22 protein-coding genes are annotated in these 20,009 nt (G+C 68.5%); 7 read left to right on the top strand and 15 right to left on the bottom strand.

What is annotated here, in order from left to right; translation table 11 throughout:
• Entirely contained in the window at nucleotides 1-171 is a 171-nt protein-coding gene (locus tag EV640_RS13560; RefSeq protein ID WP_166645865.1) for a hypothetical protein, read from the bottom strand.
• Between the two features lie 51 nt (nucleotides 172-222).
• Entirely contained in the window at nucleotides 223-600 is a 378-nt protein-coding gene (locus tag EV640_RS03785; protein WP_133725848.1) for a hypothetical protein, read from the bottom strand.
• A 205-nt stretch (nucleotides 601-805) separates the two neighbouring features.
• Between EV640_RS03785 and EV640_RS03780 the strand changes: the two genes are divergently transcribed.
• Nucleotides 806-2,236: an aldehyde dehydrogenase family protein gene (locus tag EV640_RS03780; RefSeq protein ID WP_051501381.1), complete on the top strand. Its 1,431-nt coding sequence runs from the start codon at nucleotides 806-808 to the stop codon at nucleotides 2,234-2,236.
• A 57-nt stretch (nucleotides 2,237-2,293) separates the two neighbouring features.
• Here EV640_RS03780 and EV640_RS03775 read toward each other — a convergent pair whose 3' ends face one another.
• From EV640_RS03775 to EV640_RS03765, 3 genes are all read right to left on the bottom strand, one after another.
• Nucleotides 2,294-2,701, bottom strand: coding sequence for a YccF domain-containing protein (locus tag EV640_RS03775; RefSeq protein WP_036477075.1), 408 nt, complete (start codon nucleotides 2,699-2,701; stop codon nucleotides 2,294-2,296).
• Between the two features lie 94 nt (nucleotides 2,702-2,795).
• Nucleotides 2,796-3,536, bottom strand: coding sequence for a copper resistance CopC family protein (locus EV640_RS03770; RefSeq protein WP_051501380.1), 741 nt, complete (start codon nucleotides 3,534-3,536; stop codon nucleotides 2,796-2,798).
• A 68-nt stretch (nucleotides 3,537-3,604) separates the two neighbouring features.
• A complete protein-coding gene (locus tag EV640_RS03765; RefSeq protein WP_133725847.1) occupies nucleotides 3,605-4,297 on the bottom strand; it encodes a hypothetical protein in 693 nt (230 codons plus the stop codon).
• A 256-nt stretch (nucleotides 4,298-4,553) separates the two neighbouring features.
• On the opposite strand from EV640_RS03765, the gene EV640_RS03760 reads away from it, so the two are divergent.
• The gene (locus EV640_RS03760; protein WP_133725846.1) at nucleotides 4,554-5,036 is read left to right on the top strand and encodes a hypothetical protein; all 483 of its coding nucleotides are present in this window, start codon (nucleotides 4,554-4,556) and stop codon (nucleotides 5,034-5,036) included.
• A gap of 24 nt (nucleotides 5,037-5,060) precedes the next feature.
• Nucleotides 5,061-5,537, top strand: a complete 477-nt coding sequence (locus tag EV640_RS03755) for a hypothetical protein (protein WP_051501378.1) — start codon at nucleotides 5,061-5,063, stop codon at nucleotides 5,535-5,537.
• A gap of 167 nt (nucleotides 5,538-5,704) precedes the next feature.
• Here the strand turns inward: EV640_RS03755 and EV640_RS03750 are convergent, their stop codons facing one another.
• Together EV640_RS03750 and EV640_RS13695 are read right to left on the bottom strand one after the other, a co-directional pair.
• The gene (locus EV640_RS03750; protein ID WP_133725845.1) at nucleotides 5,705-7,312 is read right to left on the bottom strand and encodes an MDR family MFS transporter; all 1,608 of its coding nucleotides are present in this window, start codon (nucleotides 7,310-7,312) and stop codon (nucleotides 5,705-5,707) included.
• A complete protein-coding gene (locus tag EV640_RS13695; RefSeq protein ID WP_051501274.1) occupies nucleotides 7,309-7,920 on the bottom strand; it encodes a TetR family transcriptional regulator in 612 nt (203 codons plus the stop codon). Before EV640_RS13695 ends, EV640_RS03750 begins: the two co-directional genes overlap by 4 nt.
• Before the next feature lie 116 nt (nucleotides 7,921-8,036).
• On the opposite strand from EV640_RS13695, the gene EV640_RS03735 reads away from it, so the two are divergent.
• Nucleotides 8,037-8,576, top strand: a complete 540-nt coding sequence (locus EV640_RS03735; RefSeq protein WP_133725844.1) for a small multi-drug export protein — start codon at nucleotides 8,037-8,039, stop codon at nucleotides 8,574-8,576.
• Nucleotides 8,577-8,596: 20 nt separating this feature from the next.
• Here EV640_RS03735 and EV640_RS03730 read toward each other — a convergent pair whose 3' ends face one another.
• From EV640_RS03730 to EV640_RS03720, 3 genes are all read right to left on the bottom strand, one after another.
• Nucleotides 8,597-9,763, bottom strand: coding sequence for a hypothetical protein (locus EV640_RS03730; protein WP_133725843.1), 1,167 nt, complete (start codon nucleotides 9,761-9,763; stop codon nucleotides 8,597-8,599).
• A 74-nt stretch (nucleotides 9,764-9,837) separates the two neighbouring features.
• Nucleotides 9,838-10,911, bottom strand: coding sequence for an LLM class flavin-dependent oxidoreductase (locus tag EV640_RS03725; RefSeq protein ID WP_133725842.1), 1,074 nt, complete (start codon nucleotides 10,909-10,911; stop codon nucleotides 9,838-9,840).
• Nucleotides 10,912-11,081: 170 nt separating this feature from the next.
• Entirely contained in the window at nucleotides 11,082-11,975 is an 894-nt protein-coding gene (locus EV640_RS03720) for an ArgP/LysG family DNA-binding transcriptional regulator (protein WP_133725841.1), read from the bottom strand.
• A 94-nt stretch (nucleotides 11,976-12,069) separates the two neighbouring features.
• Here EV640_RS03720 and EV640_RS03715 point away from each other — a divergent pair, with 94 nt between their 5' ends.
• Nucleotides 12,070-12,756 carry a LysE/ArgO family amino acid transporter gene (locus EV640_RS03715; RefSeq protein WP_036476208.1) on the top strand — a complete coding sequence of 229 codons (687 nt, stop codon included), beginning with the start codon at nucleotides 12,070-12,072 and terminating at the stop codon, nucleotides 12,754-12,756.
• A 34-nt stretch (nucleotides 12,757-12,790) separates the two neighbouring features.
• Here EV640_RS03715 and EV640_RS03710 read toward each other — a convergent pair whose 3' ends face one another.
• Both EV640_RS03710 and EV640_RS03705 read right to left on the bottom strand, forming a co-directional pair.
• Nucleotides 12,791-14,371 carry a phytoene desaturase family protein gene (locus EV640_RS03710; RefSeq protein ID WP_133725840.1) on the bottom strand — a complete coding sequence of 527 codons (1,581 nt, stop codon included), beginning with the start codon at nucleotides 14,369-14,371 and terminating at the stop codon, nucleotides 12,791-12,793.
• Nucleotides 14,368-15,627: a hypothetical protein gene (locus EV640_RS03705; protein WP_133725839.1), complete on the bottom strand. Its 1,260-nt coding sequence runs from the start codon at nucleotides 15,625-15,627 to the stop codon at nucleotides 14,368-14,370. The genes EV640_RS03710 and EV640_RS03705 overlap by 4 nt, the downstream gene beginning before the upstream one ends.
• 102 nt (nucleotides 15,628-15,729) lie before the next feature.
• Here EV640_RS03705 and EV640_RS03700 point away from each other — a divergent pair, with 102 nt between their 5' ends.
• Both EV640_RS03700 and EV640_RS03695 read left to right on the top strand, forming a co-directional pair.
• Nucleotides 15,730-16,266 carry an SRPBCC family protein gene (locus tag EV640_RS03700; RefSeq protein ID WP_084479623.1) on the top strand — a complete coding sequence of 179 codons (537 nt, stop codon included), beginning with the start codon at nucleotides 15,730-15,732 and terminating at the stop codon, nucleotides 16,264-16,266.
• A 119-nt stretch (nucleotides 16,267-16,385) separates the two neighbouring features.
• Nucleotides 16,386-17,216: a CGNR zinc finger domain-containing protein gene (locus EV640_RS03695; RefSeq protein ID WP_051501276.1), complete on the top strand. Its 831-nt coding sequence runs from the start codon at nucleotides 16,386-16,388 to the stop codon at nucleotides 17,214-17,216.
• A gap of 222 nt (nucleotides 17,217-17,438) precedes the next feature.
• Here EV640_RS03695 and EV640_RS13690 read toward each other — a convergent pair whose 3' ends face one another.
• From EV640_RS13690 to EV640_RS03680, 3 genes are all read right to left on the bottom strand, one after another.
• Nucleotides 17,439-17,852 (bottom strand): hypothetical protein, encoded by a 414-nt coding sequence (locus EV640_RS13690; RefSeq protein ID WP_200869321.1) that lies wholly within the window; start codon nucleotides 17,850-17,852, stop codon nucleotides 17,439-17,441.
• 114 nt (nucleotides 17,853-17,966) lie between these two features.
• Entirely contained in the window at nucleotides 17,967-18,536 is a 570-nt protein-coding gene (locus EV640_RS03685) for a hypothetical protein (RefSeq protein ID WP_051501277.1), read from the bottom strand.
• 111 nt (nucleotides 18,537-18,647) lie between these two features.
• Entirely contained in the window at nucleotides 18,648-20,003 is a 1,356-nt protein-coding gene (locus EV640_RS03680; RefSeq protein ID WP_036476218.1) for an MATE family efflux transporter, read from the bottom strand.
• Nucleotides 20,004-20,009: the final 6 nt, after the last annotated feature.

The following is a 20,009-nucleotide window of genomic DNA, read 5'->3' as shown; positions in this document are numbered from 1 at the left end:
TCAGGACTGGTGGGCCGTCCGAGTCTCGGACTGAAGCTCTGCCGCTGCGCGGTCCGGGCGGCGGAGCTCCACGGCTGCCACCCAGATTCCGGCGACGATCAGCACCGGCACGGAGAGCACCACGGCGGCCAGGAAGAAGGCGTTGAACGTCTGGACCAGCATGGTCTCCATGGCAGGCTCCTCAAAGTGGCGTGGCAGGGCATCGCTGCCCTGGAATCTGGCTCAGGTGGCGCTGTAGAGGCTGCGATTGAAGTGGAGGCGTCGGGAGGAGAACTCGGTGCCGAGCATGCGCTCGATGTTCGAGATCACGCCGTTCGAGACCGTCTCCATCAGATCCGAGGGATCAGAATCGGCCTTGATCGTGCAGTTCAGGTGGAAGACCAGGTCGGCGTCGTCGCCGGAGATCTCGACGATCGCGGATTCCACGTGCGGGTGCGCCATCAGCCCGGCGGAGGCCGCCTTGGCCATCTGGTCATAGCGCGTGCAGCGCAGTCGGCGGGCCGCCTCGGGGGCCGCGGTGCCGCGCGTCCGCTCCCGGAGGGGCTGCGGAGCCGTGTGTGCCGGCGGGACCATGCTGCCGGGGACTCGTTGTGCACTCATCTGATCTCTCCATGCCCTGTGGCGGCTGCCCCGTGTTGAAGTCACGCACGTTCGTCTTCATCGACCTTACAGTTAGAAAGTACAACTATTAGGGCTTCTAACGCAATGTGAGTCACCGTGGTGTTAGCCCCTGTCGAAATCCGGGTGCGCGCGGGCTCGAGATCTGTAGGGTGGGGAAGACCCCCAGACCCGAGAGGTTCGCTCCATGACGCCATACATCCCAGCCGAGGTGCGCAGCACTCCCGTCAAGCAGGTCTCTACACCCGTCGCCGCCGTGGACGCCTGCGTCACCGGGACGAAGGCAGCCTTCACCACCGGCCGCACCCGCTCGCTGGACTGGCGTCGTGATCAGCTGCAGGGCATCCTGCGGCTGCTGGAGGAGCAGGCACCGGCGATTCATGCGGCCATGGCGGCGGACCTGGGGAAGAACGACGTCGACGCTCACCTCACCGAGGTCCTCTCGGTGAAGTCCGAGGTCAAGCAGACCCTGAAGCACCTTGAACGCTGGACTCGGAATCGCAGCACCTCGGTCCCGTTCCTCGTGGGCAGTGCTCGGGCGCATGTTCAGCGCCAGCCGCTGGGCACGGTGCTGATCATCGGGCCCTGGAACTACCCGTTCCACCTGCTCCTGATGCCGCTGATCGGTGCACTGGCGGCGGGAAACTCCGTGGTGCTCAAGCCCAGTGAGCTGGCACCGGCAGTCTCGGCGACCGTGGCGGAGCTGATTCCGCAGTACCTCGACGCCGAGGCCGTGCAGGTGGTGGAGGGCGGAGTCGAGGAGACCACCCGACTGCTGGAGCACCCCTTCGACCACATCTTCTACACCGGCAACGGCACGGTGGCCGCGATCGTCATGGCCGCCGCGGCCAAGCACCTGACCCCGGTGACGCTGGAGCTCGGCGGCAAGTCCCCGGTCTGGATCGATTCCTCAGCCGATCTCACCGCCGCTGCCGAGTCGCTGGTGTGGGGCAAATTCAGCAACTGCGGCCAGACCTGCGTCGCCCCGGACTACCTGCTGACCACCCTCGAGCTCGCCGAGCCGCTGGCTCAGGAGATCGCCCGGGTCACCCGCCGCGCCTTCGGCCCGGAGCCGGCCAGCGCCGAGAACTACGGGCGGATCATCAATGAGCGCCATGCCCAGCGCCTCGCCGGGCTGCTGGACTCCGGCCGAGCGGTCATCGGCGGCACCGCGAAGGTCTCTGACCGTTACGTCGCACCCACGGTGCTGCTCGACGTCGAGCCCGACTCCGCGGTGATGCAGGAGGAGATCTTCGGTCCTATCCTGCCGATCCTCACGGTGACCGATCACCAGGGGGCCATCGAGTTCATCAATGCGCGACCGAAGCCGCTGGCGCTCTACGCCTTCACCGAGCGGGAAGAGGTGCGCGAGGACTTTCTCGCGCAGACCTCATCCGGTGGCATCACCTTCAACACCGTGTTGACGCAGCTTGCGGTGTCCACCCTGCCCTTTGGTGGAGTCGGCGCCAGCGGCACGGGCCGGTATCACGGGGAGTACAGCGTGGCGACCTTCAGCCACGAGCGCGGGGTGCTGCGCAAGCTGCCTGGCTTCGACCCGACCCGGCTGGCGAAGGCCCCGATCTCCTGGGGCATGCGCAAGATCCTGCTCAAGGGCTGAGGCCGAGGCCCATCACGCGGCGCCGGCGACCCGCCGTCGACCTCGCGCACCGAGGGTTCAGGCGTGGCGGTAGGTCGGCAGCACCGCGTTGGAAGGCACGATGACCTTGCCCAGCGGCATCAGCGAGACCGGGATCAGCTTCAGGTTCGCGATGCCCAGCGGGATCCCGATGATGCTGATGAACATCGGGATCGCGGTGAGCACGTGACCGATCGCGATCCAGATCCCTGCCACCAGGACCCAGATCACGTTGCCGATCGTGGTGAACGCTCCCGCACCTCGAGGGCTGCGGTCCACGATCGTGCGGCCGAAGGGCCACAGCGCGTAGACCCCGATCCGGAAGGACGCGATGCCGAAGGGGATCGTGATGATCAGCAGACAGCAGACGATCCCGGCGAGGAAGTAGCCCAGGGCAAGCCACAGGCCGCCGAAGAGAAGCCAGATGACATTGAGAATCGTGGAGATCATAGAGTTCATCTCTCTATTCAATAGCATCCGGCGTAACACTCAGAAGGGCAGCTGGACTGGTCTTCTCAAGATCTCGAGGAGCAGCACTGAGTCAGGCGCGAGGATTCTTGCGCCCGCGCAGCACAGCCGTCGCGATCGCGGCGAGCAGTCCTGCCACGACGATGCCCCCGACCACGACCGCCCAGACCGGCAGACCGGAATCCTGCTGCGTGTCAGCAGCGGTGTCGCCTGCGGCCGGCTCGTCCGCCTCATCAGGACCAGCGGTGCTGGAGTCGGTGGCGGAGTCGACGTCGTCGTCCTCTGCCGGCTCAGCAGATTCGGTCTCAGACTCCGCTTCGGACTCCTCCGGAGCTGAAGCCTCAGTGGTGGATTCCGGAGTGGGCTCCGGGGTGGGCTCCGGCTCAGATTCAGCCACTTCGAAGCCGAACGACTGCTCCTCAGCGTGCCCATCGGCGTAGACCACCCGATAGGCCACGGTGTAGTCCCCGCCGGGAAGCTCTTCAGAGAGCTCGGTGGACATGGTCGCGCCCTCGATCTCGGTCTCACCCTCCCAGTTCTCACCGCCCTCATCCGTGACCACGATGACATTGGCGATGGAGTCCCCGGTGGTCAGGCCGCCGCCGGAGAACTCCAGAGTGATCTCTTCGGGGCTCTCCTGAAGCACCGCGTCTGCCTCCGGGGAGGAGGCGATGAGTGAATCGTGGGCCCAGGCGGGAGCCGCCATAGTGGTGACCGCCAGGCCGAGGGCGGCCGTTGCGGAGAGCGCGGTGATCCGACCGGCGCGCTGGCGACCGGTCGTGGAGTTGCGGGCTTTGGGTGCGCAGGATGACATAAGTTCGATGCTTTCCGTCGTGAGGTGACTGGTCCCCAGCGTCGTGCCATAGGAACCACAGGGTGGTCTCAGCTCACGAGGACCGGCGGACCGCGCAGGGTCTGCGCGCCGCCACCGAGCCAGAGTTCCTGCAGGATGACGGTGGAGAAGGAGTCGTGCGCGCAGATGGCGCGGGGCCCGGTCTGCGAGATCGGGCGCAGGAACAGCAGAAGGATCGGTCGCAGCAGCAGAAGGTCGCTGAGTGCCTGCAGGATCAGCTCGCCGCGGCGGAACACCACAAAGGTGAAGAGTGCCGCCAGGGCGTGGGCGAGGAGCATCGGCGCGTCGGGCAGCACCTGGGCGGCCGTGCTGGACGGCGCCACCGCGGCGATGGTGAGGCTGTGATCATGCGCCGCATGTCCAGCCTGGGCTGCAGCCTCTGTTGCGGCCTCTGTTGCGGGGCCGCTGGGTCCGGCGGGGCCATCGGAAGCGCTGGCGGCCGGCAAGAGGGCGAAGAGCCCGTGGAGCACCGCCTGGCTGAACACGACGGCGGCACCGAGCCTGACTCCGCTCAGCCGGACCGCCACGAGGGAGGCGCAGACGGGCAGGCTCACCGCGAGCGCCAGGGCCAATACGATCCAGTGCGGCATGTGATGCCCGGCGGCGGTGTGGGAGACCGCTGCGGAGCCGATGGCCAGCGCGGCGGCCAGCAGGCCTCGAATCAGCCGCGCGGCGCCGGTCACCCGGCGCGGCGACGGGTCGAAGTCCGCGGCATTGACCACAGAAGACCCCTTCCCTCGGCTGATGCGGGCGAGTCTACTACAGGGCGTAGAAGAAGCGTGGGGGTGGGCGGATGCTGTGGGAGCGACTTCTCAAGGGGCGCAGGCACGCTCGGCTCGAGCCCTGATCGTCATCGCCGTGCTCGTGGGGCATCGCGTGTGCAATCTGTGCAGGTTTTTCGCCGGAATTCGCGCGTCCCGGCGGTCAAATTGCACAATCGATGGGCGAGAGCGTCCTGCGTGGTCTCATAATGACGCTATGACGAGCAGACCACCGACCCCGGCCACCCGCGACTCGCGGGCGAGCCAAACCCTCCGCGTGGCGGCGTGGGCGGGATTCGTCGTCCTGGGGACGGCCGGAGCCTGGTTCGGCTCTCTCGCCCTGCTCCCCTGGGAGCTGGGCTACATCCAAGACCCTGCTGCCGGGGTGGAGCAGGGCCCACCGATGCCGTGGCAGTTCCTCGTCTGCGGGATCCTGCTCCTGGGAATCGCGGTGGTGACCTCCTGGAACCGGTGCTGGCCCACGGTGCTGCTGTTGCCGGCGTCGCTGACTCTGGCCTGGTCCGTGACGGTCAGCGGGAGTGACGAGAGCGGTCTTTGGTGGGTGGGAGCGGCATACATGGCGCTAGGCAGCCTCGTGGGGACACTGGTCGTCCTAGGCGTCACGCGATTTGCCCGGCCCGAGCACGCGCTGCCGAGATCATCGTTCCGCGGCGGCACCAGCGTGTCGCAGAGTAGCTAGCCCGGCCTGCAGCACAATGACGCCATGACCACCACTCCGCCGGTCGGATCTGCCGAAACCGACCGCTCCTCCACGAGGCGCCACGTCCTGGCCTGGTCCCTCTTCGTGATCCTGGGTTCCGCCGGCGCCTGGTTCGGCTGGATGGCATGGGACCAGGAGTATCAGGTGGACCCGGTGACCGGCATGGAGCACGGGCCCTATGAGGCCTGGCAGGTGATCGGCTGTGGAATCACCCTGCTGCTGATCGCCCTATGGACCTCGCGCAGCCGCTGGTGGCTCACCGTGCTGCTGCTGCCGCCGTCGTTCACCGTGGCGTGGAGCCTGACCGCCGCGGCCGAGGACAGCACCGGGCTCTGGCTCGTCGGGGCCATGCTCGTGGGCATCGGCAGCACCCTGGGAACCGTGGTGGTCCTGGGGATCACCCGGCTCACGCAGGTGATCTGGAGGCAGCGCAGAAGTGCTGCGGCGCAGCCCGAGCCGCTGCCTCCGCCGCGTCTCTGATCACCCGCCGGCATCGAGTGTGCAATCTGTGCAGGTTTTTCACCGGAATTCAGTCGTTCCGGCGATCAAATTGCACAATCGATGGCGGGGGGGCGCGGAACCGGGCGCGGGGGCGCGGCGCGGGGAGGGGGACGCGGGAGCGCGGCGCGCGCGGGCGCTGACCCGGCTCAGCGGTCAAGCGTCGTGGCCAGCGGCTTCTCCTCCACGAAGAGCAGCATCACGGTGGCGATCAGCGCCAGCGGCACCATCCAGAGGAACAACGGCACCAGCGCCTCATTGTAGGACTCCACCACCACCGTGTAGATCGAATCGGGCAGCCCGCGCACCAGCTCCGGGGTCAGCGAGTTCGCACCCACCCCGCCGGCGGCATCGGCGGGCAGCCGATCGGTGAGCATCTCGGTGAGCCGGGTCGCGAAGAGCGAGCCGATCACGGCCGATCCCAGCGTGGCCCCGACCTGGCGGAAGTAGTTCTGCCCCGCCGTCGCGGTGCCCACGTGGCGCAGCGCGAAGGAGTTCTGCGCGACCAGGGTCAGCAGCTGCATGGTGCAGCCCAGTCCCAGGCCGAGCACCCCGAGATAGAGGCACTCCAGGATCACCGGGGAGTCGGCACTGACCGTGGAGAGCAGGCCCAGGCCCAGCGCGGTGATCACGCTACCGATCACCATGGTCTTCTTGTACCGTCCGGACTTGCTCACCCGGCGCCCAACGATGATCGAGGCCACCAGCAGGGTGCCCATCATCGGGATCATCAGCATGCCCGCCTGGGCGGGGGTGTAGCCGGTGACCATCTGCAGGTAGGTGGGCATATAGCCCAGCGCGCCGAACATCGCCACGCCGGTGATCAGCCCGGCGACCATGGTCAGCACGAAGTTGCGGCTGCGGAAGAGCATCAGCGGCAGGATCGGCTCCGGGGTCCGGTACTCGATCCAGGTGAAGAGCAGGCCCGAGACGACGAGCACGGCGAGCAGGCCCAGGATCATCGGGGAGGTCCAGGCGAACTCGCCGCCGCCCCAGGTCGCCACGAGCACGACGGCGGTGGTGGCCACGCCCAGCAGCGCCATCCCCCACACATCGATGCGACCGCGGGCCTCAGGCTCACGCGCGGGCAGCTTCAGCAGCCACACGATCCCGATCAGCGCCAGAATGCCCAGCGGCACGTTCATCCACAGCGTCCAGCGCCAGCCGGGACCATCGGTGAGCCAGCCGCCCAGCAGCGGGCCGGCCACCGAGGAGAACGCGAAGACCCCGCCCATGACTCCCATGTAGCGTCCGCGCTCGCGCGCCGGCACGACGTCGGCGATGGTCGCCTGGGACAGGATCATCAAGCCGCCGCCGCCGATGCCTTGGATCACGCGGGCTCCGACCAGCTGGGCCATGCTGTCCGCGGCGCCGCCGAGGGCGGAGCCGATGACGAAGGCGATGATCGCGAAGATGAACAGCGGCTTGCGCCCGAACATGTCACCGAGCTTGCCGTAGACCGGCATCATCACGGTGGAGGCGAGGATGAAGGCGGTGATCACCCAGGCCATGTGCTCGACCCCGTCGAGCTCCCCGACGATGGTCGGCAGCGCGGTGGCCAGCACGGTCTGGCCCAGGGAGGCCATCAGCATGGCGAGGATCAGGGCACTGAAGATCCATTTCAGGTGCCCGGTCTCCGGCTCGGGCGGGGTGCCTGCGGTCGCAGCACTGCCACCGGAGGTGTCCCCACCGGCTGCGTCCTCCCCCTCGGACGGCGGAGTGGCCTTGGGCAGCGAAGCGGTCTCTGGGTCGGTCATCGGGTGGTCTCCACGACTTTTCTGAACAGGGCGATGGTCTCGCCGATGAAGGGATCGAGGCTCTCCGCGCCGGACTCGTGATACCTGGAGAAGGCGAACTTGGTGATGCCGCCGGCGAGCGCGAGCAGCGCCTCGAACGCGTGGGCGCCCGCGCCCTCGGGCAGGTGCATCCCGCCCTGGTCCGCCTCGGCATGGACCGCGGAGTACACCAGCCGCTCCACCTGCGCGAGCAGCTCAGCGAGGCGGGCGCGCAGCTGCGGGTGCTCGGCGATGATCTCGCGGCGCTGCGCCGCAGTCTCCTCCGGCAGACAGGTCCGCACCACGGCGACGAAGAGGTGCACCACCCGGGTGAGCTCATCCTCGGTGGAGGCATGGAAGCGTTCGACGACGGCCGGGTCCAGCTCCGCTGACCGCGTCCCCAGCACGGCGTCCTCCTTCACCGGGAAATAGTTGAAGAAGGTTCTGCGGGAGACTCCCGCCCGAGTGGAGATCTCATCCACGGTGACTGCCCCGGGGCCACCGGCGGAGGCCAGCGCGAAGGCGGCCTGGTGGATCGCGTTCCAGGTGTCACGGTGATTGCGTCGACGCAGCGTCAGATTTTCTTGCACTAGTGCATCTTATGCATCAGTATAACTTTGCACAAGTGCACGTACGCACCTGGGTGCATCTGCAGATCACCCCTCGGGCTGACGTGACGCGGGCGGTCCTGCGAAATAATGGAGCAATGCTTGAATCACTCACACTTGCCACAGAGCTCGCCTCCACCACCGGCGAGGACAACTGGGTCCTGGGCCTGCAGGAGTGGACCCAGGGCATGCCCCCGGCGCTGCAGTGGCTTGGGGTCATCCTGGTCTCTGCCATTCCCTTTGTGGAGTCCTTCTTCGGCGCCCCGATCGGGATCCTCGCCGGGATGAACCCGGCCGTGGCGATCCTCGCCGCCGTCATCGGGAACATGCTCTCGCTGATCCTGGTCGTCTACGTCGCCCACTGGGTGCGCACCGCGGTCCTGCACAAGCGCCCGCAGCAGATGGACCCGGAGAAGTCTGCCAAGCGCGAGAAGGTCCGCAGGATCTTCGATCGCTTCGGCGTGCCGGGGGTCTCGATCCTGGGGCCGCTCGCGCTGCCCAGCCAGTTCACCGCCCCGCTGATGGTCTCCTTCGGCGCATCACGGCACGCAGTCATGGCCTGGATGCTGGTCTCGGTGATCCTCTGGGGCGCCGGGTTCGGCCTGCTCGCGATCTGGGGACTGACCTTCCTCGGCTAGCCGGACCAGACCAGCAGGCCTCAGCGCTGCTCGGCGTCCTTGGGGTAGCGCTGCAGCTCGCGGGATCCCTGGGTGAGGTTCTTCAGGTCCACGCTGTCATCGAAGTTCGCCCCGATGGCGCCGGCGAAGGTGCCCAGCGACGCCGAGAGCCAGGCGATCTCCACATAGTTCATGAACCCGGTGCCCTCCCCCAGGATCTCAGCCATGTACCCAGGTTCGATCAGCAGCAGCCCGACCACCAGGATCGAGCTGAAGAGCACCAGGTAGAGCGCGGTGACGCTGGCCAGCAGGCTCACCACGGTGGAGATGTTGTACATCGCGGCTTCTCGGGCGCCCCCGACGACGGCGGACCGGTCCCAGAGCCGATTGCTGATGATCAGCCAGGCGCTGACGATGCTGACGGCGGTCACCGAGACGATGGCAAGGCGCCAGTGCGGCAGGAAGTTCGCCATCTCCCAGATCGTGGTGAAGAAGATGCCGAAGGCCCCGGTGGCGGCCGCGGCGGCGAAGACGCCGGAGAGTTTGGGCAGGGACCAGAGCGGCTCGTTGGCCGCGACCATTCCCAGGGTCATCCACAGCCGACCGGGGAAGAGCATCCCCGGGGAGATGAAGAACGTGTCGTCGCCCTTCTGCTCCTCGACGTGTGCGTAGTACCCGCCGTACTGGCGCGCAGCGTCCACGGACTCGTTCAGCAGGGCGGTGACCACCCGGTGCAGCTCCCGGCGCAGCGAGTGCCTGATGAAGGCCGGCCCCAGCGCGGGCAGCGAGATGATCGCGAGCCGCTCCGAAAAATGCAGCTCCGCGGTCTTGGGCCGCTCACCGGCCATGCGCGGGATCTCGGTGACGATCACCGTCATATCGGCCTCAGACTCCCGGGCCCAGCGCTTGGCCACCACCAGGTCGAGCGTGGCGTCTTCGCGCAGCGGGATCAGCACCTGCTCCTGGGTGACCTCGGCCCCGCGGGCCCAGCCGGCACGGCGGCCGCGCTGGGGCTGTTGCAGCATCTTGCGCACCAGAAGCGAGGTGCGTCCTGGATCGGAGTAGACCACGATGCTGCCGTCGCGGACCGGGAGGTCTGTCTCGGGGTACTGATCGACCTGTCCCTGGTTCTGGGTGTCCTGCTGTCCTGGGGCCGTTCCGGTGCCGGGCTTCTCATCCGCATCCTCGTGCGTCTCCTGCGCTGCCATGGAACCACCGTACCGCCCAGTTCCGAGGTGGTATCCGCGCGCCCAGGGGGCGCTGACACCACCTCGGGACGCGCTCAGGAGTCGCTGAGCATGTCCAGCACCAGGGGCTTGACCTGGGTGCCATAGAGCTCGACGGCGCTCATCATGTGCTCGTGGGCCAGGCTGGCATTGCCGTACTTCATGCCGAAGCGGCTGTTGCCCAGCAGCTTCTGGGTCCGTGCGATCTTCCTGGCCACCGTCTCGGGAGAGCCTACATATAGGGCTCCCTGGTGGACCTCCTGCTCGAACTGCGCCCGGGAGGGGTGGCCGTTGCCCCAGCCGCGCTCGCGGCCGAGCTTCGCCATCGACTCGGCCCAGGAGGGGTAGAAGACGTCCAGCGCCTCCTCGTCGGTGGGTGCCACGAATCCGTGGGAGTGCACCGCGATCCGGCGGTCGCCGCTGTGACCAAACTCATCGAGCGCCTTCTGGTAGAGCTGGGCCAGCGGCCGGAAGCGCTCCGGAGCTCCGCCGATGATCGCCAGCTCCAGGCCGAGCCCGTGACGGGCGGCCCGGACCACCGAATTGGGGGTGCCGCCCACGGCGATCCAGGTAGGCAGTCCGTGCTCGTGATCGGTCTTGGGGTAGATCTCCTGGTTCTTCAGCGAGCCACGGGTCTTGCCCTGCCAGCTGATCGGGCCCTCGGAGCGCAGCCGGTTGAACAGCTCGACCTTCTCCTCGAAGAGCTGCTCGTAGTCGGAGAGGTCGTAGCCGAAGAGCGGGTAGGACTCGATGAACGAGCCGCGGCCCAGGGAGACCTCGGCGCGACCGTTGGTGAGCCCGTCGATGGTGGCGAAGCGCTGGTAGACCCGGACCGGGTCATCGGAGGAGAGCACGGTGACGGCGGAGGTGAGCTTGATTCGCTCCGTGGCCGCGCCGATCGCGGAGAGCACCACATCGGGTGCCGAGATGGCGTAGTCGGGGCGGTGGTGTTCGCCGATGCCGATCACGTCGACCCCCGAGGCGTCGGCCATCTTGGCCTCTGCCAGGACATTGCGCAGCACCTGGGGCTGCGGCACGTCCTGCTCGCCGTCGAGGGTCTTGGTGACGTCCCCGAAGGTGTGCAGGCCGAGTTCGAACTGGTCGCTGTGGCGCTCTGTGCTGATGGTCATGGCTGGTGCAACACCGGCGTTTCCCACTCCATTCCTCAAAATTTGAAGGACTTGGAGATTTCTTGGTCCACCGTCGCCGTGCCGCGCGGTCCAATGCCGCGCGGTCCAGTGCCGAGCGGTCCAGTGCCGAGCAGCCCACGCCGCGCCGAGCGGGGCATCCGACGCGGCGCTCAGCGCATCCGCGCGGCAGCCCGGTGTACCGCCGCACTCAGTCGGTCCATCGCGGAGGTGGTGCTGGACCAGTGCTGCCAGTGCAGCGTGGTCTCCTGCAGCCCGATCTCCTCGACGATCGCCAGATCACGGTGAGTTCCCTCCATCACCCCGGGCGGCATCATCGACTCCGGAATCATCCCCCAGCCCAGACCGTAGCCCACGGCCGCGTTATAGGCCTCCACCGAGGGGACCATATGCGTCGCCGGAGTCCCGGTGACGCCCAGTCGGCGCAGCCCGGCGCGCTGGAGCGAATCGCGGATGCCGTATTCCACCAGCGGGACCCGATGCCAGTCCACCGTTCCGGAGGGCGACCGGTGCCGGTCCAGCAGCTCGGTGCTGGCCACCGGCCAGTAGCGCATGACGCCCAGCACGGTGGAGCGACACCCGGAGACCGGTGCGGGATTCTCGGCCACCGCCGCCGCCACGGTGCCGTTGCGGAGCAGCTCATGGGTGTGCTCCTGGTCCTCCGCATAGAAGTGCAGCTCCACGTCGTCCCAGGTGGCGGCCTCCTGCAGCACCCGCAGGAACCAGCTGGCCAGGGAATCTGCGTTCACGGCCACCGAGAGGGTCACCGTCGGGGCCGCCTCCCCGGGAATCCGATGGAAACCCAGGCTGCGCCGCGCCTCGTCTTCGAGCATCACGGTCTGCCGCGCGATTCGCAGCAGCTCCGCCCCGGATTCGGTGGGCACCACCGGGACGGTGCGGGTGACGAGCACGTGGCCCACCTCCCGCTCCAGTGCCTTGATCCGCTGGGAGAAGGCGGAGCCGGAGATCTGCAGCAGCGCGGCGGCGGCATCGAAGGTCCCCTCATCCACCGCCGCGACGAAGGCCCGCAGGTGATCAGTGTTCATGCCCCAAGGCTACCGCTCAAATATGAAGCGTTGCTTCAGATAGTGAAGGATCATGAGCTGGTGCGGATGGTGGTGCGGGGCCCACGATGGAGTCATGACCATCCTGCTCACCGGACTCCTGACCTGCCTGGCCCTCATCGTCGCGATCGGCCCGCAGAGCGCCTGGCTGCTGCGCCAGGGCCTGCGCCGCGACCGCGTGCTGCTGGCGGTGGCCTGCTGCGTCTTCGGCGACATCGCGCTGATCGCACTGGGCACCGCCGGCGTCGGGGCGGTGCTCGATCATGCGCCCTGGCTGATGGAGGTGCTGCGCTGGCTGGGCGTGTCCTATCTGACCTGGTTCGCCTACCGCTCCTTCCGCTCCGCCCGCCGCGCGGGGCAGGCGCTGAAGCCCGGGGTCCATGTCGAGCTCTCCAGCCAGGACGACGACGCCCCCTCCCCCTCCGGCTCGGGCGGCACCGCCCTGAAGCAGGCGCAGCAGGTCCAGGTCACCCGGATCTCATCGATCGCTGCCACCGGGCTCAGCGTGAGCATCCTGAATCCGCACGCCTGGGTGGACACCATGGTGGTGCTGGGCACCATGGCCAACACCTTCGGGGATCAGCGCTGGCTCTTCGCGGCAGGCGCCGTGATCGCCTCGATCCTCTGGTTCAGCTCGCTGGCCCTCGGCGGCGCGGTGCTCTCCAAGTGGCTGAACCGGCCGCGCACCTGGCAGGTGCTCGACATCTTCGTCGGCGCCATCATGATGGTGGTCGCCGGGCTGCTGGCGTTCAGCGGATTCTGACCCCGGCGGCGCCGGGCTCAGTGCGGCGCCGGGCTCAGTGCCGGCGCAGCACCGATTGGGCGGCGTGGAACCCGGCCATGCCGTGAGCTCCCCCTCCCGGAGGCGTGGCGGCGGAGCAGAGGTAGACCTCGGGGCCCTGCGCCCCGTCGATCGGACCGTGCGGGACGCCCTCGGGGGTGCCCGGCGCCGCATCCCCGGCCCGCGGCACCCGGTAGGGGTCGGCGCGCAGCGCTGGGCGGGCCAGGAACTGCCGCAGCGTCGGGGCGCCGGCGCTGATCGAACCACCCACCAGGTTGGGGTTCCACTCCTGCAGGGCCGCGGGGCTCCACAGCTTCCGGGCCTGGACGGAGCCGCCGAATCCAGGGGCCTGGGCCTCGATCTCGGCCTCGATCATCCTCACCACGCGGGCCGACGCGGGACCGCCGAGCCCGCCGGGGACATGGGCGTAGGCCCAGGCCACGGTGCGCTCATCCGGGGTCCGGGAAGGATCCGCCACACTGGGCTGGGCCAGCAGCACATAGGGCCGCCCAGGCAGGGTGCCGCGCACCGCGGCGGCCTCTGCGGTCGCCATCTGCCGAGCTCCGCCGCCGAGGTGGACCGTGCCGGCCCGGCCCATTGACTCATGTCGCCACGGGATCGGACCTTCCAGCAGATAGTCGACCTTCACGATGCCGGTGCCGTAGTTCCACCGGCGCAGCGCCCGTGAGTATCCGCGTGGCAGTCGCAGCCCGCCGAAGCTGCGCAGCTGCGCCGGGGTCAGGTCCAGCAGCACCGCGTCAGGGACATGGCCGGAGACGCCGGCTCTCCCGGGTTCGCGCAGATCATCCAACCCGGTGATCCTGCGGCCGGTGAGCACCCTGCCGCCATGGGACTCCAGCTCCGCCACCAGCGCGCGCACCACCGCACCAGAGCCGCCGCGGGCCACCGGCCAGCCGTTGACCTGCGCGGCGGCACCCAGCAGCAGCCCGAATGCCGAGGTCAAGGGTCGGCGCAGATCCGTGGTGGCATGCGCGGCGAGTCCGGCGAAGAGCGCCTTCGCCGGTGCCTGGGCGAAGATCTGCTGCAACCAGGTCGAGGGCCAGGCGCCGCGGACCCCGATCTGCGCCAGGGACTGCAGCCGACGCGCGGCACTGTCGGACTGCAGATTGGACCACGGCGCGGTGATCGGGGTCATTCCGGCGCGCAGCACCTGGTCCCAGTCCCGCGCCACCGGACCGAAGACCCTGGTCCAGGCGGCGCCGTCGGGACCCAGCCCCTCCGCGGTGGCCCGCACCGAGGAGTGCAGCAGGGCCGGTGCGGCGCCGTCGTCGAGCCCATGGGCCGCGGGGATCGGAGGGTGCAGGTACTCCAGGCCGTGCCGGGCCAGACCGGGGACCGGTGGCGGGCCGAAGGGGAACACGCTGGCTCCCAGGTCGCTGATCACGCCCTCCCCACCGGGCACCGCACCTCCCGAGCCCACCGCACCGAGCTCCCCGGCGAACAGCTCCGCCGAACGCATCGCACCGCCGGGAGCGTCGGCCGCCTCGTAGACGGTGACCTCCCAGCCGGCCTGGGCCAGCAGGCAGGCGGCGGTCAGCCCATTGGGACCGGACCCTACAACGGCGGCTCGCATCATGAGAGGGGACCTTTCAGTTGGGCGACCAGGGCGGCGATGTTTCGGATGAACACGACCATCCAGGAGAACAGGACAGCGGCGCCGATGAGCTCCAGGGAAGTCAGGTTGTAGTAGCCGATGGGCTCCCACAGCGCCGCGGCACCGACCACGGCCGCGGCAGCCAGGTAGCTGATCAGGTAGAAGGTGCGCGGGAAACCAGGCAGCAGGTACGGCATCCCGATCAGCAGGATCAGGAAGGACAGCCCGAAGCCGGCGGTGAAGAGCACATGGATGTCATGGTGCAGGCTGATCGGCACCAGCCCGACCCCGGCGAGGCAGACGCCCATGCTGATCATCACCGCGCGGATCATGCCGATCCGCGGCCTGGAGACGCGGCGACTCAACCCAGCGCTGATCCGCGCGACCAGGGGCAGGCTGCCGTTTCCGCGGCGGCGTCCCGCCTGCCGCTGCTCCAGCGCCTCCGCACGAGTGCCGGTGATGTGATCGGACCAGATCTCCAGATCACGGGTGATGAACGCCGTCAGGGTGGTGATGATCGTTCCGGAGACCACCAGCGTGGTGTTGAAGGTCCAGAAGGAGGTCAGTCCCGCCTGGCCGGTGCCCAGTTCGGAGAACATCACGTGCCACCAGAACGGGTTCTCGGCGAAGATCATCGAGACCAGCACCCCGGAGGCGGTGAACAGCGCCAACAGCGTGGAGAGGGTGAACGCATTGATCCGCGCCCCGGAGTTGAAGCTGAAATAGCCGGAGGTCCCGCCCACGATGGCGAGCAGCACCGCGCCAGCGATATAGTCCACGGTCAGCCCGATGAACGCCTCCTGGAAGACCCGGAAGAGGCCCAGCGCGACCATCACGGCGATCGAGGAATGCACCACCAGCAGCGCCAGGGTGTCCATCACCTGGCGGATGCGTGGTCGCTGCCCCAGCCAGATGTTCGCCAACCGGGTGTTCAGCGAGAAGCCCAGCAGGAAGGCGAGCCCTGCGGTGACCCCGCCGACGATGGAGCCGAAGACCTGGATGGACCCGTCCCCGGCCAGCGGAGGTCGGTGGTCGGTGAACACGATGAATCCCAGCCCCAGCCCGATGAGCGCACCACCGATGGCGCACCAGATCGCGCGGGACTCGATGAGCACCTGAAGCCGGGCCTGGGTCTCGGCCTGGGACCGGGTGGTCTCGGCAGGATGGGAGGCCTCCTCCACCGCGGCCTGCGCCGCGAGCCGGCGGGCCATGCCATGGGTGGATGGGGATCGGGTCACTACCCAAGCCTTGCCGCAGGTGGGTCTTCTTGCAAGCTGGCGCGGTGAACTCCCAGCGGACGGACCGTCCGCCTCCGGCCGCTCGGCCTAGACTTGGCGCCCATGAGCATACCGACGCCTGCCCCCTCCGGACCTCGAGACGCCCCGCGTCCACCTCAGCGAGTGGACCTGGGCAAGCACGTGGTGGCCTTCAGCGCCGAGGTCGCCGCCCCGGCGCAGGAGATCTTCGCGCTGGTCGCCGATCCGCATCGGCACCATGAGATCGACGGGTCGGGCACCGTGCAGAACCAGGCCACCGGACCGCACAGGCTGAGCACCGGTGATCGGTTCAGCGTCCGGATGCGCGTCTTCGGCATCCCTTATCGACTGCGGCTGCGGGTCTCGATCGCACAGCCGCCGACGGCGCAGCGGCCCGGCGTGCTGGAGTGGGTCCAGCCCACGGGGCACCGGTGGCGCTGGGAGATGGCCGCATCGGAGCCGGGCATGGACCATACCGTGGTCACCGAGTCCTACGACGCGCGCACTCAGTTCCGACCGGTACGTGCGGCCCTGACGGCCTCGAAGGTCTACTCCCGCAACGGCCGCGGGATCGAAGCCTCGCTCTCCAGGCTGCAGCGACGGTTCACCCCTGACGGCTGAGCGGTCGCTCGGACCTGAGATCTGCACCCGCGATGGACTAGCATTAGCCGCACACCAGCGCCCGCCCCCGCGAGGCCGCGGATCTCGGACGGGTGCTATGACCTCGGGAGAGGAGATGCATGTTCGATGTAGATACTGACCGAACCCTCGTAGCGGCAGCCGACCTGGTCAACACCAGTGTGGGACTGCGCAGCGCCACACCCGGACTGGACCAGCTTACGACGGTGACGCAGCTCAAGGAGTATCTGAGTGCGCGAGCTCCAGACATGCGCTGGCCACCGTCTGGTGCTGATCGCACGCAGCTGGAGAAGGTGCAGGACCTGCGGGAAAAGGTTCAGCGGATCTGGAGCGCGGCCCCGATCGAGTCCGACGCCCCGGTGCGGGTGCTCAACGAGCTCCTGCACGGTGTGGGACTCAGGGTCGCCCGCGGTTCAGACGGTGAATACCGCGCTGAACCGGTGCCGGCGTCGAAGGAGCTCGCAGATGTGATGACAGCCAGCGTGGCCACCGCCATCCAGCACCTGGTGGTGCGCGATGAGACGGCGCGAATGCGAACCTGCAAGGGCGAAGGCTGCGATGCGGTCATCATCGACCTCACACGGAATCGCTCCCGGTTGTTCTGCGACTTCGGCAACTGCGCCAACCGCGCTCATGTACGGGCTTACCGGGCCCGTCAGGCGGCGCACCGCAGGACCTTCTCCAGCACACCTGAGGCGACAGCCCCCGCAGGGCCCTCGACGCGGCACATGGACGCTCATACGGACACGCTGGACAGTCCGCGACTGGTCAAGCCGAGCGCGGCCGAGAAGGCGGCACAGATCGAAGTGCCCACCTCTCAGTCCGCCGTCGCGGCCAAGGAGTTCAGGGACCGGATGCGCGATGAGCTGATGGAGAAGCGCGAGAAGAAATCGGCCAAGAAGCTGAAGAAGGAGAAGAAGGCCAAGAAATAACCGCTGGACCGAGGGGCCGTCACGGAAAACAGGAGGCTGTGACGTACCTATCGGTCAGGACAGGTAGAACCCGGGTCGGCTGAGGCTGGTGCTGCTGCACCAGATTCAGCCGGTCCGGGTTCTGCATGTCGGGGTTGTGCAAGTCCAGGTGCAGGCAGCTCGAGATCAGGTCACCGAGGTGAACAACACCAAGGTTCAGCGCCCAAGGTTCTGATGCGCAGATCAGTCGCGGTCGTTGCGGCGCCCGTAGGTGGGCTCGTCGTCGCCCTCAGGCCCCCCGGCCTCGCGCCGGGCCTTGGCCGCTTCATCGGCCTTCTTGCGCCGGGCCGCCTCGCGGCGCGTCGCCACCTGCTGGCGGTAGAGCTCCTCGGAGTTCCGATTCACGCCCGAGCCCTCGGCGAGCTGCTCCGGGTTCTCCCGCGAAGCCAGGTGCAGCATCGAGATGATCAGCAGCGTCGCGATGAAGCCGATCCCGAACGCGATCAGCCCCAGGTCCAGCCGTGCCGGGTTGTCGGTGCCGCCGGAGGACGTGATCAGCGTCACGAAGCCCGCCACGAATCCCATGGCGAAGGAGAAGATCAGCGGGGCCTTGACCGTCTCGAGCAGAGAACGGCGCCCCTTATCGTCTTCAGCCACTGGGAGTTCCTCGTTCCTGAGCATCGGTGTGTGGTCTGTTCCGGCCCGCGCCTGCGGCGCAGGGCCCTATGGACAATTCTACGTGCTGTAGTAGACCGGCGCCGATTCAGCGACTCAACGAGTCGAGGCGCGCCCCCGCCTGGCGTCGTGGAGCAGCCCGGAACCGCTGATCAAGAGCACCACCGCCATGATGACCACGCCCATGCCGGCGACTCCGAGAATCCCATGCGGGTCCAGCTGGAGCCCGATCGCGAGACCGAGCGCGGTGAGCAGGCCCACGGCGCCCAGGACGATCTGGTCCCGAGCCGGCACGAAGTCACGCCGTGCCCGGAAGCCCCCGACGAGCTCGGCTGCACCCATCGCGGCGAATCCGATGGCTGCCACCACGGCGGCCGCGGCGGCGGTGTCCACGAAGATCACGGCCACTCCTGAGAGCACCCACGCCGCGGAGCCCATGGCCAGCGGTCCGCGCAATGTGATCGGCACCGCCTCGACCTTGGCGTAGTCCCAGACGGCCGTGGCACCGAGCACGAAGTACCCGGCGATCGAGAACTTCAGCAGGGTGACGGTCTCTCCCTGCCAGAAGATCGCGACCACGGCGAAGACGACGGTGATGACCGCGCGCAGCCAGACCGGGCGGGTCAGCTCTTCGGCGGTGGCGGCGGGGATCTTCTTCACAGGCACGCAACAGAGTCTACCGCTGCGGCCCGGAGGGCCGACCCAACCAGGGGCCCGCCCGGCGGGTGTTCCGCGGTGCTGTCCAGCAGCCGCCCAGCGGCACTGCCCAGCGGCGGCTCAACGGTGTTCCCCGGGAACCATCCAGCGTTCCCCGTAGGCGCGGACCCCGAGCGTGACCCCGCGGGCGCCCATGAAGACCACCGCGAACCCGGACCAGAGCCACACGATCGCCTCGGCTCCGGTGAACCCGGCGCCTGCGATCCACCAGAGCAGCGGGAGGTACACCGCGAGGTTGACCAGGCCGGCGACGGCGAGATAGCGCACATCCCCGGCGCCCATGAGCACCCCGTCGAGCACGAACACGAAACCGGCGAGCGGCTGAGCCACCGCCATCACGAGCAGCGCGGCGGTGATCCCGGCGGCGACCCGCTCATCCGGGGTGAACAGCACCGGAGCGAACGGGGCGGCCAGCGCGATCAGCCCACCGGTGATCACGCCGAACCCCAGGCCCCAACGGATCATCGTGCGGGTCATCGCCTTGGCCTGACTCACCCGGGAGGCGCCGAGCTCCTTGCCGATGAGCGCCTGCGCCGCGATCGCCAGGGCGTCGAGCACGAAGGCCAGGGTGGAGAAGATGGTGAAGGCCACCTGGTGCGCGGCGAGGGTGTGAGTCCCCAGATCGGTGGCGACCAGGACCGTGGCCACGATGGCGGCGCGCAGCGAGACCGTGCGCAGCATCATCCAGGAGCCGACGCTGGCCGCCTGGCGCAGCGCGATCGGGTCCACTCCCAGGGGCACTCCGGCGGCGCGCATCCTGGGCAGGAGCATCACCAGGTAGGTGATCGCCATCCCCCACTGGGCGATCGAGGTGCCGATGGCGGCGCCGGCGGTGCCCAGCCCCAGCGGGTGCACCAGGATCAGGTTCAGCACGATGTTCGCGCCGAAGCCCACAGCGGCCACGACCAGCGGGGTCTTGGTGTCCTGGAGCCCGCGCAGCATCCCGACGGCGGCGAAGACCAGCAGGATCGCCGGGACCCCTGGCAGCGACCAGAGCAGGTAGCTCCAGGCGTGGACCTGCATCCCTCCGGAGCTGCCCATGGACAGCAGCAGCTGCTCACCGAAGGCCAGTCCAGCGAAGGCCAGCACCGCTCCGAGCATCACCGCAAGCCAGAGCCCGTCGCGGCCCGCGGCGAGCGCCCGGGAGAGCCGACCGGCGCCGACGAAGCGCGCCACCGCCGGGGTGGTCGAGTACGCCAGGAAGATCATCAGCCCGGTGACGGTGTGCATCACGGTGATGCCCAGCGCCGCGCCCGCGAGCTCCTCGACGCCGAGCCGCCCGATGATCGCGGTGTCCGCCAGCAGGAACAGCGGCTCGGCCACCAGCGCCCCGAGGGCGGGGACCGCCAGCGCCAGGATCTGGCGACCCAACGGTCGCGGATCGCGCGCGGGCGCAGACTCAGGTGTTGACGGCATCAGGGG

The sequence above is a fragment of the Nesterenkonia aurantiaca genome, from assembly GCF_004364585.1.
Lineage (GTDB): Bacteria > Actinomycetota > Actinomycetes > Actinomycetales > Micrococcaceae > Nesterenkonia > Nesterenkonia aurantiaca.
This window is presented reverse-complemented; position numbering and strand designations above follow the sequence as displayed.